At 77.8% G+C, this 17,087-nt stretch carries 17 protein-coding genes; 10 read left to right on the top strand and 7 right to left on the bottom strand.

Annotation, left to right across the window (positions count from 1 at the left end; translation table 11 throughout):
• The first annotated feature begins 6 nt into the window (after positions 1-6).
• From HNR08_RS20445 to HNR08_RS20435, 3 genes are read left to right on the top strand one after another with little or no spacing between them, the layout of a single operon-like run.
• Positions 7-357 (top strand): DUF8129 domain-containing protein, encoded by a 351-nt coding sequence (locus HNR08_RS20445; protein ID WP_146840768.1) that lies wholly within the window; start codon positions 7-9, stop codon positions 355-357.
• A 26-nt stretch (positions 358-383) separates the two neighbouring features.
• The gene (locus tag HNR08_RS20440) at positions 384-614 is read left to right on the top strand and encodes a hypothetical protein (protein ID WP_168432057.1); all 231 of its coding nucleotides are present in this window, start codon (positions 384-386) and stop codon (positions 612-614) included.
• Positions 615-616: 2 nt separating this feature from the next.
• Positions 617-2,245: a RecQ family ATP-dependent DNA helicase gene (locus HNR08_RS20435; protein ID WP_146840767.1), complete on the top strand. Its 1,629-nt coding sequence runs from the start codon at positions 617-619 to the stop codon at positions 2,243-2,245.
• A 7-nt stretch (positions 2,246-2,252) separates the two neighbouring features.
• Here the strand turns inward: HNR08_RS20435 and HNR08_RS20430 are convergent, their stop codons facing one another.
• A complete protein-coding gene (locus tag HNR08_RS20430; protein WP_146840766.1) occupies positions 2,253-2,708 on the bottom strand; it encodes a universal stress protein in 456 nt (151 codons plus the stop codon).
• A 116-nt stretch (positions 2,709-2,824) separates the two neighbouring features.
• Here HNR08_RS20430 and HNR08_RS20425 point away from each other — a divergent pair, with 116 nt between their 5' ends.
• Both HNR08_RS20425 and HNR08_RS20420 read left to right on the top strand, forming a co-directional pair.
• On the top strand, positions 2,825-3,994 hold the full coding sequence (locus HNR08_RS20425; RefSeq protein ID WP_183835251.1) for a hypothetical protein: 1,170 nt from the start codon (positions 2,825-2,827) through the stop codon (positions 3,992-3,994).
• 380 nt (positions 3,995-4,374) lie between these two features.
• Positions 4,375-5,427 carry a M15 family metallopeptidase gene (locus tag HNR08_RS20420; RefSeq protein ID WP_183835249.1) on the top strand — a complete coding sequence of 351 codons (1,053 nt, stop codon included), beginning with the start codon at positions 4,375-4,377 and terminating at the stop codon, positions 5,425-5,427.
• 28 nt (positions 5,428-5,455) lie between these two features.
• On the opposite strand, the gene HNR08_RS20415 is transcribed toward HNR08_RS20420, so the two are convergent.
• The 4 genes from HNR08_RS20415 to HNR08_RS20400 form a co-directional block, all read right to left on the bottom strand.
• The gene (locus HNR08_RS20415; RefSeq protein ID WP_146840855.1) at positions 5,456-6,520 is read right to left on the bottom strand and encodes a YihY/virulence factor BrkB family protein; all 1,065 of its coding nucleotides are present in this window, start codon (positions 6,518-6,520) and stop codon (positions 5,456-5,458) included.
• A 125-nt stretch (positions 6,521-6,645) separates the two neighbouring features.
• Positions 6,646-7,071, bottom strand: coding sequence for a winged helix-turn-helix domain-containing protein (locus tag HNR08_RS22490; RefSeq protein WP_146840854.1), 426 nt, complete (start codon positions 7,069-7,071; stop codon positions 6,646-6,648).
• A 290-nt stretch (positions 7,072-7,361) separates the two neighbouring features.
• Entirely contained in the window at positions 7,362-9,128 is a 1,767-nt protein-coding gene (locus tag HNR08_RS20405; protein WP_221286398.1) for a metallophosphoesterase family protein, read from the bottom strand.
• A gap of 73 nt (positions 9,129-9,201) precedes the next feature.
• On the bottom strand, positions 9,202-10,173 hold the full coding sequence (locus HNR08_RS20400) for an IS481 family transposase (protein ID WP_183835247.1): 972 nt from the start codon (positions 10,171-10,173) through the stop codon (positions 9,202-9,204).
• A gap of 107 nt (positions 10,174-10,280) precedes the next feature.
• Between HNR08_RS20400 and HNR08_RS20395 the strand changes: the two genes are divergently transcribed.
• The 3 genes from HNR08_RS20395 (at position 10,281) to HNR08_RS20385 (ending at position 13,229) form a co-directional block, all read left to right on the top strand.
• Positions 10,281-11,264 carry a cation diffusion facilitator family transporter gene (locus HNR08_RS20395; RefSeq protein ID WP_146838059.1) on the top strand — a complete coding sequence of 328 codons (984 nt, stop codon included), beginning with the start codon at positions 10,281-10,283 and terminating at the stop codon, positions 11,262-11,264.
• Positions 11,265-11,272: 8 nt separating this feature from the next.
• Positions 11,273-12,589 (top strand): cytochrome P450, encoded by a 1,317-nt coding sequence (locus HNR08_RS22850; RefSeq protein ID WP_221286396.1) that lies wholly within the window; start codon positions 11,273-11,275, stop codon positions 12,587-12,589.
• 247 nt (positions 12,590-12,836) lie between these two features.
• On the top strand, positions 12,837-13,229 hold the full coding sequence (locus HNR08_RS20385; RefSeq protein ID WP_146838061.1) for a PASTA domain-containing protein: 393 nt from the start codon (positions 12,837-12,839) through the stop codon (positions 13,227-13,229).
• A 310-nt stretch (positions 13,230-13,539) separates the two neighbouring features.
• Here the strand turns inward: HNR08_RS20385 and HNR08_RS20380 are convergent, their stop codons facing one another.
• Entirely contained in the window at positions 13,540-14,304 is a 765-nt protein-coding gene (locus tag HNR08_RS20380) for a fructosamine kinase family protein (RefSeq protein WP_146838063.1), read from the bottom strand.
• A 30-nt stretch (positions 14,305-14,334) separates the two neighbouring features.
• Between HNR08_RS20380 and HNR08_RS20375 the strand changes: the two genes are divergently transcribed.
• Positions 14,335-15,330, top strand: a complete 996-nt coding sequence (locus HNR08_RS20375; RefSeq protein WP_183835245.1) for an aminoglycoside phosphotransferase family protein — start codon at positions 14,335-14,337, stop codon at positions 15,328-15,330.
• A gap of 7 nt (positions 15,331-15,337) precedes the next feature.
• On the opposite strand, the gene HNR08_RS20370 is transcribed toward HNR08_RS20375, so the two are convergent.
• Entirely contained in the window at positions 15,338-15,844 is a 507-nt protein-coding gene (locus HNR08_RS20370) for an Lrp/AsnC family transcriptional regulator (RefSeq protein ID WP_146838067.1), read from the bottom strand.
• A gap of 119 nt (positions 15,845-15,963) precedes the next feature.
• Here HNR08_RS20370 and ald point away from each other — a divergent pair, with 119 nt between their 5' ends.
• Positions 15,964-17,082: an alanine dehydrogenase gene (gene ald / locus HNR08_RS20365; protein WP_146838069.1), complete on the top strand. Its 1,119-nt coding sequence runs from the start codon at positions 15,964-15,966 to the stop codon at positions 17,080-17,082.
• Positions 17,083-17,087 lie beyond the last annotated feature (5 nt).

Here is a 17,087-nt window from a genome sequence, read left to right as displayed (position 1 = left end):
CCACGCATGAGCGACGACGAGGTGACGCGCGACGAGCTGCCCGTGCCCGACTACGACCACCTGCCGGTCGGGTCCCTCGGGCACCGGATCCGCAGCCTCGAGGCGGAGGACCTGGACGTCCTGCGCCGCTACGAGGAGGCGCACGCGAACCGCCCGGCGGTGCTGCAGATCCTCGACCACCGGCTCCTCGACCTCGCGGAAGGCCAGCGCCCGTCCGGCGGCGACGCGACCGCGCCCGCGGCCGAGGCCGCCCCGCCGCCGTCGGGCGGCAGCGCCGTGTCGCCGCAGACCACCGGCCCCGCGCAGAACCCGCCGTCGCACGGCGTGCCCACCAACCCCAGCCAGCCGCGCCGCTGACCGGCGCCCGTCACCGGAGGTCCGCCGTGTCCGAGTACCGAGCCGAGGAGCTGGAGCGCGTCCCCGTCACCGAGGAGCAGCCGCCGCCGCCGGCCCCGGGGCGCATCGCGCTGTTCGGCCTCTGCATGCTGCTCTTCCTGGGCGGCTTCGCGCTGATGGCGCTCGGTGCCACCGAGGAGTCGATCGCCCTGTTCACGGCCGGCATCGCCAGCAGCGGCCTCGCGTTCTTCATCGGCCTGAACCGCAGCGGACGCTGAGGGTGGCGGGACGCGACGCGACCGGCGGCCCACCGCCGGGGCTGGACGACGCCGTCCGCCGGGTGCTCGGCGCCGGCACCACGCTCCGGGAGGCGCAGCGCGACGCGCTCGACGGGCTCCGGGACCGCGACACGCTCCTGGTCGCGCGCTCCGGTGCCGGCAAGACGGCGGTCTACGCCATCGCCACTCTGCTGAGCGGGCGGCTCACGGTGGTGGTCTCGCCGCTGCTCGCCCTGCAGCGGGACCAGGTCGCCGGGCTGCGGGAGGCCGGGCTGCGCGCCGAGGCGGTCAGCTCGGCCCGCGGGGCGCGCGCCCAGCGGGACGCGCTGGACCGCGCGGCGGCGGGCGACCTCGACGTCCTGGTGCTCGGGCCGGAGCAGCTCGTGCGCCGGCCCGTCGCCGAGGCGCTGGACCGCGCGCCCGTGGGCCTGGTCGTCGTGGACGAGGCGCACTGCGTCAGCGAGTGGGGGCACGACTTCCGCCCGGACTACGTGCACGTCGCCGGGACGGTGCGGCGGCTCGGCGGGCCGCGGGTGCTGGCGCTGACCGCGACGGCGTCGCCGCAGGTGCGGCAGGAGATCGTCGAGCGGCTGGGCATGTCCGACCCGCGCGTCCTCGTCCACGACGCCGACCGGCCGAACATCTGGCTCGGCGCGCACCACGCCGCCACGCCCCGCGAGCGGGACGACCGGGTGGTGGAGGTGGTCGCCGGCCTCGACGGCGCCGGGCTGGTGTACGCGCGGACCCGCTCGCACGTGGCCGACCTCGTCGCGGCCCTCGCGGCGGCGGGCCGGTCGGCCCTGGGGTACCACGCGGGGCTCCCGGCGGGCGAGCGGGCGGAGGTCGAGCGGGCCTTCCTCGGCGGTCGACGCGACCTCGTCGTCGCCACCAGCGCCTTCGGGATGGGCGTCGACCGGGCGGACGTGCGGTTCGTCGTGCACGCCGGGCCGCCGACGTCGCTGGACGCCTACTACCAGGAGGTCGGGCGGGCGGGCCGCGACGGGGAGCCCGCGCGGGCGGTGCTGGTCGTCCGGCCCGACGACTTCGGCCTCAACCAGTACCTGCGCTCCGGCGGCGTGCCGCGGCGCGGGACGCTCGGCGCCGTGCTGGACGCCGTGCGGGACGGCGCCCCCGACCAGCAGGCGCTCGTCGCGGCCAGCGGTCTCGCGGCGCGGACCGTGTCCCGCGCGCTCGGGGTGCTGCTGGACGCCGGCGCCGTGGAGCGCACCGACGACGGCGGCCTGCGCGCCACCGGCACCACCGCCGCGCAGGCCGCGCGCACCGCCGCGGAGCGCCAGGAGGAGCGCCGGGCGATCGAGCGGTCGCGCGTCGAGGTGGTCCGGACCTACGCCGACACCACCGACTGCCGCCGCCGGCTGCTGCTCGAGCTGCTCGGCGAGCGGCACCCGCGCCCGTGCGGGGCGTGCGACTCCTGCGACGCCGGGACCTCCGTCGAGGTCGAGGACGCGCCGCTGCGGCCCGGGCAGGCCGTCGAGCACGCGGAGTTCGGGGCCGGTCAGGTCTCCGTCGTCGAGGAGGACCGGGTCACCGTGTTCTTCGCCGACCGCGGGTACGTCACGCTCGACACCGCGGTCGCGTGGGAGTCGGGGCTGCTGCGCGACGCGGGCTGAGCGGGGGTCAGGGGACGACGGTGACCGGCCACCGCGCGTTGCGGACCAGTCGCACGGCCAGCGACCCGGCGATCCGGTGCCCGATGCTCGTGGAGGACCCCACGACCACGGAGTCGGCCCGCACCTCGTGCGCAACCGACGACAGCTCCTGGTACGGGTCGCCGCTGCGCACCAGCAGCTCCGCGCGGATCCCCTCGGCCTCCGCGAGCCCGAGCTGCGCCCGCAGGAGGCGCTCGGTGTCGTCCTGGTGCTGGAGCGCGGCCGCGCGGCTCTGGCCGGTGCTGTCCATCATCGAGGACAACCCGCCCGCGGGCTCCCGCACGTACACCGCCACCAGGCGGCTGCGCTGGCGCCGGCACACGCCTGCGGCGTACGCCGCCGCGCGCATCGACGGGTCCGACCCGTCGACGCCCACGACCACCGCCGTCGGCCCGTCGTGGCCGATCTCGAATCCGCCCGGCACAGGGGCACCGTCCTTCCCGCGAGGTCCGCGCCGAGGCTACCGGTGCGCGGGGCCCTCGCGGTGTGGCCGCGGGCGGTGGCGTCCGGCACAGTGGGCGGGACGGAGAGGAGGCCGCGGTGCCGGACCTGACCGAGGTGGCGGCCGACCTGTACGGGGTGCCGCCCGCGGAGTTCACCGCCGCCCGCACCGCCGCGGTGCGCGCCGCCCGGGCCGCGGGGGACAAGGACCTCGCCGCCGCCGTCGGGTCGCTGCGCAAGCCGTCCGCCGCCGCGGGCTCCGTGAACCTGCTGGTGCGCAGCCGCCCGGAGGACCTGGGCCGGCTGCTCGACCTCGGCGTGCGGCTGCGCGAGGCGCAGGCGGCGCTCGCCGGGGCGGACCTGCGTGCCCTGCACGCGGAGCAGCAGCGGGCGGTGCCCGAGGTCGTCGACGCGGCGCTGGGCCTCGGGGCCGGGGGCGGCGCCGCGGTGCGCGGGCAGGTCGAGGCGACGCTCCGGGCCGCGATGGGCGACCCGGACGCGGCGGCCGCCGTCGCGACCGGCCTGCTCGTCCGGGACCTCTTCTCCTCCGGGTTCGAGCCCGTCGACGTCGACGGCGCGGTGGCGGTCCCCGACGCACCGCCGCTCGCCGGGGTGCCCGCCCGGCGGACGCCGCTGCGCGCCGTGGCGCCGGACCGGGAGGACGACGCGCGCCAGGTATCCGGCGGGCCGGCGCACCGGCGCCGGGGGCGGCTCCTCACGGCCGAGGAGCCCGAGCCGGCGTCCGGCCGGGTGCGGGCGGTGCCCGGCCGGAGCGGCGCGGGGCGGACCCGGCGGGGCGCGGTGCGCGTGGCGGAGGACGCCGGCGCGGGCCGGGGGGACCGCGGTGCGGCCCGGGACGCCGAGCGCGCCGCCGCCCGCGAGGCCGAGCGTGCCGCCGCCCGCGAGGCCGAGGGTGCCGCCGCCCGGGAGGCCGAGCGCGCGGCCCGCCGCGCCGCCGCCCGCCGCGCCGCCGAGGAGGACGTCGCCCTCGCGCGCCGGGAGGCCGACGAGCGCCGGGAGGCCCGCGCGACGGCGGAGGCCCGCGCGGCGGACGCCGAGGCGCGGCTCGCGGAGCTGACCGAGGCCGCGGACCGGGCGCGCGCGGAGATCGCCCGGCTGCGCGAGGCCCTGGGGGAGGCCGAGCAGTCCGCCCGGGCCACGGGCGTCGAGCTGCGGCACGCCCGCTCGGCCCGCACCGCCGCGGCCCGCGCGGCGGAACGCGCCGACGCGCGGCTGGAGGACGCGGAGCGGGCCCTGCGTGACCTGTGACGACGTCGCGACGCCCCTGGTCAGGGTGTGACCCAGGTCACGCGTTCGCGTTGACACCCCCCGGGGGCCTTCCTACTGTGGAAGGACGGCACGCCTCGGCGGAGGCCGGGGCGCCCGTGGCGATGCCGGACCAGGTCCGGCACCCCGGCGCGTGCCACGCGAGGACGCGTCCCGACGCCGCTCAGGCGCCGGGGGCCCCGCGCGCGGCCCCGTCGCCGTCGCGGGTCCGGCGCAGACCGGAGCCGCGCCCGTGCGGGACCAGCGCCGTCGTCAGGAGCGCCATGAGGGACCGGAGGCCGTCGCGTCGGCCCCGCCACCGGCGGGGCGGGCGGGCGCGGCTCGGACCCGTGGCCGCCGGGGCCCGGGCGACGGGGCGCGCGGTGGCGGTCCTCGCGGTCGCGGCGGTGCTGGCGACGGGCGCCGGGCCGGCGGTCACGACCGCGGACGACCGGGCCCCGGCCGCGACCGCGTCCGCCCCGGCGGACCCCGGTGCCGCCGACGCCGCGCGCCGCGACGCGGAGTCCGCGGTGTACGCCGAGCGGACGGTCGCCGAGACCCGGGCGGTCGCCGGCGCGGCGCTCCAGGCGGCGACGGGGGCCGACCCCCTGCGGATCGCCCCGGAGCCGCCGCCCGGGCTCGCCGACCTCGACGCGGCCGTCGCCCGGCTGCGGGCGGGCGCCGCCGACCTGGGCGCGTCGGCCGGCGGCACGGCCGGGGAGCGCGTCGCGGCCGCGGCCGAGGTGCGAGCCGGCGCGGCGGAGGTGTTCCGGCTCGCGCTGCTCGTCGAGCGCGCCGTGCCGCCCGTGACCGCCGCGAGCGACCGCGATTTGGACGTCGCCGGGCTGGCCGCCGTCGAGCAGGCCGCGACCGAGGCGCTGAGCGCCGCGACGCTGCTGGCCTCGGGCCCCGCGCCGGGCAGCGCGCCCCGCACGTCCGGCTCCGTCCGGTCCGGGCCGCTGCGCTCCGACGGCACGATCGCCCCCGACCTGCTGTGCCCCGTGCCGTTCGCGCCGGGCGCCCGGCTGCGCTGCGACGCCGTCGACGCGCTGGTCCGGCTGAACGCCGACTTCCGGGCGGAGCACGGCACCGACCTCCCGGTCGGTGACACCTACCGGACGTTCGCCGCGCAGGTCGCGGTCAAGGCCGCGAAGGGCGGGCTCGCGGCGACGCCGGGCAGCTCGCACCACGGCTGGGGCGTGGCCGTCGACTTCCGCGGGTTCGGCGGGGTCGGGCAGTTCGACTCGCCGCTGTACCTCTGGATGCGCGAGCACGCCCCCGCGCACGGCTGGGTGCACCCCGCGGCGATGGGCCCCGGCGGGTCCGGGCCGCTCGAGCCGTGGCACTGGGAGTACGCGGGCGTCCCCGCGGTCGGCGGGCTGACCGCACCTGACCTCGCGCGGACCGCCCGGCCGGGCCCGGCCGCGGTGCCCTGACCGGGCGGCCGCCCGCCGCGCGGCCTGCTCAGCGCGGCGGCCGCCGGCGGTGCTGCTCGCGGATCGCCCGGCCGCGCCGCACGTCCTCCTCGGCCTTGGCCCGGCGCTTGTCGCTCGCGCGCGTGTCCCGCGGCGGGAGCTGGATGGTCCGCTCGGCCTCGATGCCGCCCTGCAGCTCGCGCCCGCGCTCCACCTCGGCGTCGAGCTCGGCACCGAACAGCAGCGCGAGGTTCGACAGCCAGAGCCACAGCAGCAGGATGATGATCCCGGCCAGCGAGCCGTACGTGCTCTCGTACTTCCCGAAGTTCGCCACGTAGAACCCGAAGGCGGCCGACGCCAGCACCCACACGACGACGGCCACGCCGGCGCCCGGGCTGATCCACCGGAACTTGGGCTGCCGCACGTTCGGCGTGAAGTAGTAGAGGATCGCCACCGCGAGCACGACCAGCACCAGCACCACGGGCCACTTCGCGATGTTCCACACGGTGACGGCGGTGTCGCTCAGGCCGATCGCCGACCCGATGGACCGGGCCAGCCCGCCGGAGGCCACCAGCGCGACCACGACCGCCACCGCGAACAGCACCAGCACGACCGTGACGACGAGCAGCACCGGGCGGAGCTTCCAGATCGGCCGGCCCTCGTCGATCTCGTACACCCGGTTCATGCCGCGGCTGAACGCGGCGACGTACCCGGAGGCGGACCACAGCGCCAGCGCCAGGGACAGGATGAAGGTGAGGCCGGCGCCGGGGCTCTGCTGGATCCGGTCCAGGATCGGCCCGATCGTCTCGGCGGCGTCCTCCGGGCCGACGTCCTGCACCGTGTCGACCACCTGCTGCACGAGGTCCTGACCGTTCCCGACCAGGCCCAGCACGGAGACGATCGCCAGCAGCGCCGGCGCCAGGGCGAGCACCGCGTAGTAGGTGAGCGCCGCCGCCAGGTCGGTGCACTGGTCGTGCTGGAACTCCCGCACGGTGGTGCGCACCACGTACTTCCAGGAGCGCTTCGTCAGGTCGTCGGGGGAGTCCGGCTTGCGCGGGTCCTCGGGGGAGGGCGCGTCCGTCCGCTCCGTGCTGGTGTCGTGCGTCTCCGCCACGGTGTCCTCCTGCGCGGGGTGGGCCCGCGCGCGGCGGGCCGGGACGCCGGGCGCGCGTCCTGGCCCGGCTGCTCCCGGCCAGCGTCACCCCGTCGGGGCGACGGCGCCACAGCAGCGCCGGCGGCTCAGGGCTGGACGCGCAGCCCGTCGACCGCGTTCAGGCGGTACCCGACGCCCCGCACGGTCGTGATCAGGCCGTCCACGCCGGACTTCGCCCGGACCCGGCGCACGTGCACGTCGACCGTGCGGGTGCCCTCGGCGAGGTCCTGGCTGCGCCAGGCGGCGGCGTACAGCTCGTCCCGGCCGACGACCCGGCCGGCGGACCGCGCCAGGTACGCGACGAGGTCGAACTCCTGGCGGGTGAGGTCCACGGCGCGGCCGTCGACCACGAGGCGGCGCCCCGGCAGGTCGACGAGCACGGTCGGCGCGAGCGGCAGCGTGGCGAGCAGCTCCTCGAACCGGCGCAGGTCCCGCGGGGCGGGCAGGTCGGCGGGTGCGGTGCGCGGGTGGGCGGCGGTGCGGGTGCGCGGGGCGGGGGTCAGGACGGTCACGACGGGCTCCTCGGGCGGTCCGCCGGCGCGGGGCGCGGCGGGGCGGGACGGCGGGGTCCCGCGGCTGGCTGACGGCTGGGGTGGCGGTCAGGCCCGACAGAGCGGACGCGCGCAGGCGGGCCGCGTGGTGCGGCACAGCGGGAGCGCGACGGTCATGGGGGCGAGTCTGGCACGGCGCCCGCCCGCGGGGCACGGGGGAGCGCCCCGCGTCTCAGGTCGCGGACGGATGTGTCGCCGGGGCGCGGACGGCGCGGGCGGCCGGGCGGCGCGGCGCGGCTGCGGGGCGGCACTCAGCCCGCGGGCGGCTCGGTGACCTCGGGGTCCGGCGTCCCCGCGCCGTCCCCGTCGGCCTCGGCGTCCGGCTCCGGCACCACGAGCGGCCAGGGCTCGGGGTCGTGGACGGTCGCGCTCGCGTCGGTGCCGATCTCGACCAGCTGCCAGTCGACGATCCGGCGGGTGTCCGGGTCCCAGCGCAGGAGGGTCATCTCGGCGGTGCCCTTGAGCGGGCCGATCCGCGGCTCGTTCTCCTGCGCGCCGGCGGTCGAGGACGAGATGTACCGGATGCCCTGGCCGATCTGCTCGGGGTCGGTCCGGGTGTGCATGTGCCCGGAGACCAGCGCGGGCACGCAGCCGTCCGCGAGCAGGGTCGGGGCGACGCGCGGGTTGTGGAACATCACCAGGTCCACCCCGTCGCCGTCGTCGCAGGCGACCTCCGACAGCCGGGTGCCGACGTCCGCGTAGGACTCGTCCTGCGTCTGCGTGACGATCAGCCGCGTGGCCTTCGGGTCGTGGTCGCCGAGCAGCCGGAGGCCGTGCACGTCGATGACGCCGCCGTCGAGCACCGTCGCCCCCGCGCGCGCGTACTGCGCGGTGGTCTCCGCGGAGTCGTGGTTGCCCGGCGCCGTGACGAGGTCGACGCCGTCGGGGATCGCGCGGGCGAACGTGCTGACGCAGTACTGCTCGACCGACGTCCCGTTCATCGTGGTGTCGCCCGCGTCGAGCACGGCCACCGCGCCCGACATCTCGGCCATGGAGGTGATGAGCGGGGCCATGCCGACGTTGCAGTGCAGGTCGGAGATGAGCAGGAACGTGAGCGGCTCGGCGTCCTCGGTCGCGGTCGGGCTCGGCGAGTCCGTGGCGGTCGGGTCGTCGGCCGGCTCGTCCGCCGTCCCGGCCCCGTCCGGCGGCGTCGGCGTGGGCGCCGCGGTCGGCCCGGTCGCGGCGACCGGCGCCGGCTCGAACGTCCCCCGCCGGTCCTCCCAGTCGCCCCACGCCGCGACCAGCGCCTCGTCGGCCTGCCGGTAGAAGTCCTCGTTCTCCTGGTACGCCCGGATCACGAGCCCGCCGTAGGTGTCGACGATGCCGCCCAGCCGCCCGGTGATCCGCGCCCCCTCGAGCGGGGTGCCGTCGAACACGGCCGACGCCGGCTGCGCCTGCACCCGCTCGCGCGCCCGGTCCTCCTCGCTCGCGGTCACCAGCGTCCCGACGAGCACGACCGCGGCGCCGCCGGCGACGATCTGCCGGGTGTGCGGCGCCAGCCGGGCGGTCAGCTCCTGCCGCCGGGCGGCGCCGAGGAGCGCCCGCCCGGCGAACCACGCCCCGGTGAGCACGGCGAGCGCGGCGAGGCTCCGCCAGGCGGCGTCGGCGACGAGCGCCCGGGCCGCGTCCTCGATGGTGGCCTGCGGGCCGGTGAAGAACTGGAGGTACGAGTTCAGGTCCCCGGTGAGCGCCTGGAGCGTGTCGATGCCGTGCAGCGCGTCGACGTCGGCGGGGATCTCCTCGACCGTCACGCGCGCGCCCAGCCCGACGGGCAGCGGGGAGTCGATCTGCAGCGTGCCGAACGGGCCGAGGTCGAGCGTCACGGTCGCGTCGGTGGTGACGTCGTACCGCGCCTCGTGCGGGCCCAGGCTCAGCTCCGCCGTCGCCGTGGTGACGCCGAACCAGACCGACACGAGCACCGCGGCCAGGCCGAGCAGCACGCGCGGCAGCCAGCGGCGCAGCCGTGACGGCCGGGCGGGCTCGGGGACCGGGGCGGCGGCGGGGTCGGGAGCGGACATCGCCACGAGCCTAGACGCGGCCCGGCGGCGCCGTCGCGGGCGGTGGCCCTCGTGCGGGGCCCGCGCCCCTGTGCTAGGTGTACTGACCCGTTGCGTTGTTGACGCGGTCGATGGGTGTGAGTCCGCCGATGCCGAGGTGGGGTCGTTCCAGGTTGTAGTGCTGGAGCCAGGCGGGCAAGGCTGCGGCGCGGTCGGCGTTGGATGACCAGATGCGGGAGTAGGCCCACTCAGTGGCCAGGGTCCGGTTCAGCCGCTCGACCTTGCCGTTGGTCCAGGGGCAGTGCGGGCGGATGAACTTCTGCACGATGCCCAGGTCGGCCGCGGTCTGGTGGAAGACGCGGGAGTTGCGGTAGGCGAACGCGTTGTCGCTGATCACCCGCTCGACCCGGACGCCGTGATCTGCGTAGAACCCCGCGGCGCGCGCCAGGAACCCCGCGGCGGTCGCGCCCTTCTCGTCGGGGTGGATCTCGGCGTAGGCCAGGCGGGAGTGGTCGTCGATCGCGGTGTGGACGTAGTCGTAGCCGATCCCGCGGCCGCGGACCTCCTCCGAGCGGCCGTGGGCGCGCCAGCCACCGCCGTCGGGGATCCGCCCGAGCTTCTTGACGTCGATGTGCACCAACGACCCCGGGTGCGGGTGCTCGTAGCGGTTCGCCGACCGGCGGGTCGCCCGGATGACCTGCCCGGTCACGGGGTCGCAGTCAGCCAGGCGCGGGACCCGGTGGCGGTGCAGGATCCGCCCGACGGTCGAGGCCGGCAACCCCACTAGACGCCCGATCGCGACCGGCCCGCGACGGCTCAGCATCCGGGCGATCCGCACCCGGGTCTCGACGCAGGCGCTGGTCCGACGCGGATGGCTGCGGGCCACGCTCGACCGGTCAACGAGCCCGGCGGGCCCCTCGGCCTGGAACCGGCGCCACCACCGCCACGCGGTCGTGCTGGACACACCCATCTCCGCAGCGACGTGCGCGACCGGACGCCCCGCGCCGATCCGCTGGACCATGGTCAACCTGCCGGCAGGCGTCAGCCGGGCGTTAGCGTGGGCCATGAGAGACCTCCGTTGGTCAGAGTCGGTTCCTAGACAGCTCCAACTCGACCCGGAGGTCTCTCTTCACGTCAACAACGGTCTTGGTCAGTACAGCTAGGCCAGGGACCGTGACCGAGACCGCGAGCACGGCGCCCCCCGACGGCCGGACCCGGACCCCCCACGCCGAGAGCACGCTCACGGTCGTCGTCGCGTTCGCCGCGAACGCGCTGATCGCCGTGGCGAAGACGGTGGCGGCGGTGCTCACCGGGGCGGCGTCGATGCTCGCCGAGGCGGCGCACTCCTGGGCGGACACCGGCAACGAGGTGTTCCTGCTCGTCGCCCAGCGCCGGTCGGCCCGGGAGCCGGACCGCTCGCACCCGCTCGGCTACGGCCGCGAGGTGTACGTCTGGTCCCTGTTCGCGGCGATCGGCCTGTTCGCCGTCGGGGCGGGGGTGTCCATCACGCACGGCATCCAGGAGCTCGTGCACCCCGAGCCGGCCTCGTCCTTCGTCGTCGCCTACGTCGTGCTCGGGGTGTCGTTCCTGCTGGAGGGCACGTCGTTCCTCCAGGCGTGGCGGCAGGCGCGCTCGGGCGCGGCCCGCCGGGACCAGGACCTGTGGGAGCACGTGCTCGCCACCTCGGACCCCACCGTGCGCGCGGTGTTCTTCGAGGACGCCGCCGCGCTCGTGGGGATCGTCATCGCCACCGCAGGGATCGCCGCGCACCAGGTCACCGGGTCGCCCGTGCCCGACGCGATCGGCTCGATCCTGGTCGGCGTGCTGCTCGCGGTGGTCGCGGTGCTGCTCATCGACCGCAACCGCCGGTTCCTGGTGGGGGAGACGGCCGACCCCGACCTGCAGCGCGCCGCGGTCCGGGCCCTGCTCGCGATGCCGGAGATCGCGCGCGTCACCCAGCTGCGGCTGGAGGTCGTCGGCGCCCGGCAGCTCCTGGTCACCGGCGCCGTCGACCTCACCGGCGACCTCGCGGAGCACGACGCGGCGCACGTCCTGGCCGCCGTGGAGCGCCAGGTCACGGCCGTGCCGGGCGTCGTCGGTGCCGTCCTGTCCCTGTCCGAGTCCGACGAGCCCGACCTGGTCGTCGAGAGCCCCTGAGGAGCCGCGTGCCCGCCGTCAGCCCCCGCACCCCGGTCGACCTCGACCCGGCCCGCACCGCCGCCGTCGCGGGGCGGGTGCTCGCCCCGCTCGTCGCGCAGGGGGCGATCGTCCGCCGGCCGCGGGCGACGGCCTGGGCGGAGCGCCGTCAGACGGACCGGGCGGCGGGCGCGCTGCTCGCCGACCTGCGCCGCCGGCACGACGGCGCTCCTGTGGTGCTCCGGATCGGGCCCCGGCGCCTGGTGCTGCCGCTGCACGCGGACGACGTCGGTGCCCTGCTCGCGGGCTCGCCGGAGCCGTTCAGCCCGGCGTCGCGGGAGAAGCGGGCGGCGCTGCGGCACTTCGAGCCGGACGCCGTCCTGATCTCCCGGACCGGGGACCGGCCGCCGCGCCGGGCGCTGAACGAGCGGGCGCTCGACACCGCGGAGCCGGTGCACCGTGACGCGGAGCCGCTGCTCGCCGCGGTCGACCGGGAGACCGGCGCCCTCGCCGCGCAGGTGCGGCGGACCGGCGTCCTCGACTGGGACGCGTTCGCCCCGGCGTTCTGGCGGGTGGTGCGGTCCGTGGTGCTCGGCGCCGGCGCGCGCGACGACGAGCGGGTCACCGACCTCCTGTGGACCCTGCGGCACGACGCCAACTGGGCCTTCCTGCGCCCGCGCCGCCCGCACCTGCGCGAGGAGCTCGCCGCCCGGCTGCACGACCACGTCGCCCGCGCCGAGCCCGGTTCCCTGGTCGCGCACGCCGCGGCGGCCGGCACGGCGACGGGCGTCGACCCCGCCGGGCAGGTGCCGCAGTGGCTGTTCGCGTTCGACGCCGCCGGGGCCGCGGTGGTCCGGGCGCTGGCGGTCGCGGCGTCCCGGCCGGGGGTGCGCGACCGGCTGCGGGCCGAGGCGGCGTCCGGGGCGGCGATGCAGCCGTACGCGCGCGGCAGCGTCCTGGAGTCGGTCCGGCTCTGGCCGACGACGCTGGTGGTCCTGCGCGACGCGACCGCGCCGACGACGTGGGGCGGGCGCGAGCTCCCCGCCGGCACCGGGTTCGCCGTCGTCAGCGCGTTCTTCCACCGGGACGCCGCGCGGATCGGCTTCGCCGACTCCTTCGCGCCGGAGGCGTGGCTGGACGGCCGCGCGGACGCGGACTGGGGCCTGGTCCCGTTCAGCGGCGGGCCGGTGTCCTGCCCGGGGCGCAACGTGGTGCTGCTCGTCGCCGGCCGCCTGCTGGCCCGGCTCGCGGAGCTCGACCTCGGGTACGCCCGCGCCCGGTACCTCGCGCGCGACCCGCTGCCGGCGACCTTCGACCACTACGGCGCGCGCTTCACGGCGGCCTGAGCAGCGGCGCCGCCGGCCGCCCGTGAGACACAGACGTCCGAAATGAGGACGAAACCTGTCGTCCGACAGGCGTAGGGTGAGCGCCGAGGGTGCGTCGCCCCGCCGGACGACCCGGCGGGAGCTCGACCGTCGTGCCGGCCTGCCGCTCCGTCGCAGCGCCGGGCACGCGTCGCCGCCCCTCCGCGGACCCGGCGCCCCCGGGGACGCGGCCGAGGAAGCACACAGCACAGCCCAGGAGGGCCCCCCGATGAACATGTCCATCGCCCGTGCCGGTCGATCGTCCACGCGCACGCTGGGCGTGGCCGCCGCCGCCGTCGCGACGGTCGCCCTGCTCGCCGCCTGCTCGGGCAGCTCCGACGACGCCGAGACCACCGACGCCGCGAGCGAGTCCGCCGCGAGCACCGAGGTCACCGGCGAGGTCCAGGTCATCGACCAGACCAACCTGCTGCTCGCCACCGCGCAGGAGACCCTGGAGGCCCGTGGCCTCGAGGTCGAGGTCGCGGACGCCCTGGGCCAGGGCCGCGCGATCGACGACCCGACCGCGTGGGTCGTCGTCACGCAGGACCCGACGTCGGGCACCCTCGAGGCGGGCGACACCGTCACCCTCACCGTGCGGATGACGACCGACCCGATCTCCTGACCCGGGAATAACCGCTGGACCCGACGCGCTGTACCGGGCGAGACTGAGGTCTCCCGGTCCGCGCGGCGGTGGCAGCATCCCGTCGCGGAGAGGACCGGCCCGGACGCGGAGCACGCGCCCCTGGTGAGGGGTGGACGGACGCGGGACGGGTGGCTCGTCACCGACGGTCCTCAACGAGGCCGGGACGGATCAGGTCGCGCGGGAGAAGGACAAGCGGGCGCGACGGACGGTGGCGTACGGATGCTGCCACCTGGCGCCGACGGCCCCCGGGGGAACGTTCCCCCCGGGGGCCGTCGTGGTGCCCGGGGCCTCACACGTACGGCGCGACCAGCCGGCGCAGCTGCGCGGCGTACCCGCCGCCGAACAGCACGGCGTGCATGCCCACCGGGTACACCTGGTGCAGCGCCACCCGGTGCTGCCAGCCGCGGCGCAGGGGGTGCACCTCCTGGTAGGCGTCGAGCAGGTCGGGCAGGTGCGGGCAGCCGAACAGCGCGAGCATCGCCAGGTCGGTCTCCCGGTGCCCGCCGTGCGCGGCGGGGTCGATCAGCGTGGCCCCCGCGGGCGACCAGAGCACGTTGCCGGACCAGAGGTCGCCGTGCAGCCGGGCGGGTGGCTCGTCGTCGTCCAGGTCGCCGCGGCGCAGCACGTCCGCGAGCCGGCCCAGCAGCGCCAGGTCGTCCGGGCCGAGCGCGTGCCGGCGCTCCGCCGCCCGGGCCAGCGGGTCGATGCGGCAGTCCGCGAGGAACGCGCCCCAGCGGTCGTGGTCGCCGGCGGGCATGGGCACCGGCTGGTCGAGCGGGCCGAAGAACCCGTCGCCCTCCCAGCCGGCGGGTGGCGCGCCGAAGGCGGGCGCCCCGGCGTCGTGCGTCACGGCCAGCCGCGCCCCGAGCTCCCGGGCGGCGCGCCGCGTCGGCGGCACCTCGGCCAGCCGCTCGACGTCGAGGTGGTCCGCTCCCACGTCCAGCACGGCGGCGACCGGCGCGCCCCCGCGCACGGCCAGCCAGCGCAGCCCCGCCGCCTCGCACGCGAAGAACCCCGGCGGCGCCCCCGCGCGCTGCTTGCGGAACGTCTCCATGCGACCGCCCCCTCGCCTAGCCTGTCGGCCGTGACCTCCGAGTCTGGACCGGCCGGGAGCCGCGGCGCGTCACCCGCGCGTGCGGCGCGCCGCGCGGGCGCGGTGGCGCTGCCCGCGGCGCTGCGGTCCGGGGCCGGGCGGACCCCCGAGGGTGCGGCGTGGCTCGGCCGGGTGCCGGACCTCGTCGCCCGGGCGCTGCGCCGCTGGGACCTGGTGGCGGGGGAGCCGTTCGCCTCCGGGTCGGCGTCCTGGTGCGCGCCCGTCCGGGGTCCGGGCGGCGCCGACCTCGTGCTCAAGGTGTCGTTCCCGCACGACGAGGCGCGCGACGAGGCCGCGGTGCTGCGCGCGTGGCACGGGCGCGGCGCGGCGCGGCTGGTGGACGCGCACGCGGAGGACTGGGCGCTGCTGCTCGACCGGGTGCGCCCCGGGACGCCGATGCGCGCCGCGCGGACCCCGGTCGCGGCACGGCTGGCGGCGGGCGCCGACGTCCTGCGCGCGCTGCACGCCGCCCCCGCGCCGGCGGGACTGCCCGCCCTCGCGGACGTCGTCGGGCGCTGGGCCGTGCTCGTGCGGGAGCGTGCGGACCGGGCCGCCTGCGCCGGGCTCCGGCTCGACCCCGGCCTGCTGCGCGCCGCGCTCGGGGTCCTGGAGGCGCCCGCGGCGGGCCGGGCGGTCGTCCTGCACGGCGACCTCAACCCCGGGAACCTGCTGCGCGGGCCCGACGGCTGGGTGGCGATCGACCCCAAGGCGCTGCGCGGCGACCCGGCCTACGACCCGTGGTCGCTGCTCGAGCAGGTGGGCGCCCCCTGGCGGGCGCCGGACCCGGTGCGGGCGCTGGGGGACCGGACACGGCTGGTGGCCGGGCGGGCCGGGGTGGACGCCGCCGCCGCCGCGGGGTGGGCGCTGGCGCGGTCGGTCGAGGCGGCGCTGTGGCTGTGGCACCACGGGGCCCGCCCGCCGGCCGTGGACGCGACGCTGCGGCGGGCGCGGGACTGGGCGGCCGTGCGGGACGGTGCCGCGCGCTGAGCCGGGCTCAGTCCCCGACGGACCCGCGCAGGTGCTCGAACACCAGGGACGTCTCGGTCGTCGCCACGTCCGGCCGGTCGCTGAGGCGCTCGACGACGAAGCGCCGGAGCTCGTCGGTGTCCCGCACGGCCACGTGCAGCAGGAAGTCGTCGGCCCCCGCGAGGAAGTACACGTCGAGCACCTCGGGCAGCGCCGCGACCGACCGGGCGAACGGCTCCAGGGCCGCCCGCGACCCGGCGGCCATCCGGACCGCGACCATGGCTCGCAGCCCGCGCCCGAGCGCCTGCGGGTCGACGTCGGCGTGGAACCCGCGGATCACCCCGGCCGCCCGCAGCGCCCGCACCCGCGCGAGGCAGGTGGACGGCGCGATGCCCGCGGCGGCGGCGAGCGCGTTGTTCGCCATCCGCCCGTCCTGCTGCAGCAGCCGGATCAGCCGGCGGTCCACGCGGTCCAGCCGAAGATCGTTCGCCGGTGTGACGGACGTCGCACCGGGCGCCGCAGGATGTTCGGTCATAGGCTCAGCGTAACGAAGCGACACGCATCGTTACCCGCCTGTCACACCGAGAAGTTCAGTCTGGTCCCCGCGCAGGACCGACCGGTCCCGCGGCACCGCACGAGCCCGGAGGCGTCGTCATGAGGGTCGGGATCCCCGCCGAGGTCAAGAACCACGAGTACCGCGTCGCCATCACCCCCGCCGGGGTGCACCAGCTCGTCGCCCGCGGGCACGAGGTGCTGGTCCAGGCCGGCGCCGGGACGGGCTCGGCCATCGCCGACGCCGACTACGCCGCCGTCGGCGCCCGCATCGTGCCGACCGCCGCCGAGGTGTGGGCCTCGGCGGAGCTCGTCTGCAAGGTCAAGGAGCCGGTGCCGTCCGAGTACGGCTTCCTGCGCCCGGACCTGCTGCTGTTCACGTACCTGCACCTCGCGGCGGACCGGCCGCAGACCGAGGCGCTGCTCGCGTCCGGCGTGACGGCGGTCGCCTACGAGACGGTGCAGCTCCCGGACGGGTCGCTGCCGCTGCTCGCGCCGATGAGCGAGGTCGCCGGCCGGCTCGCGACGCAGGTGGGCGCCTACCACCTGATGCGGAGCGCGGGCGGGTCGGGCCGGCTGCTCGGCGGCGTGCCGGGCGTGGCGCCGGGCAAGGTCGTGGTGATCGGCGGCGGCGTCGCCGGGCAGCACGCCGCCGAGATCGCCCTGGGCATGCGTGCCGACGTCACCGTCCTGGACCTGTCCGTGCCGCGGCTGCGGGAGCTCGACACCGCCTTCGGCGGCCGGGTGCGCACCCTCGCGTCGTCGGCCCTGGCCGTCGCGGAGGAGGTCGCGGACGCGGACCTCGTCGTCGGCGCGGTGCTCGTCCCGGGCGCCCGCGCGCCGAAGCTCGTCACCGACGAGATGGTCGCGGCGATGCGCCCGGGGTCCGTGCTGGTCGACGTGGCGGTGGACCAGGGCGGCTGCTTCGCCTCGACCCGCCCGACCACGCACGACGCCCCGACGTTCTCCGTGCACGGGTCGACCTTCTACTGCGTGGCGAACATGCCCGGCGCCGTGCCGGTGACGTCGACGCGGGCGCTGACCAACGCCACGCTGCCGTACCTGACCGCGCTGGCGGACCGCGGCTGGCGCGACGCGCTGGCGCACGACCCGGCGCTGGCCGGCGGCCTGTCCACCCACGCGGGCGACCTCTACCACGCGGGCGTCGGCGCCGCCCACGGCCTGCCGGTGCGGTCGGGCGCCGCTGCGCTGGTCGGGTGAGGCCG

Source organism: Cellulomonas hominis, from assembly GCF_014201095.1.
Classification (GTDB): Bacteria; Actinomycetota; Actinomycetes; order Actinomycetales; family Cellulomonadaceae; genus Cellulomonas; species Cellulomonas hominis.
The sequence above is the reverse complement of the archived record's forward strand: the minus strand, read 5'-3'. Positions and strand labels throughout refer to the sequence as shown.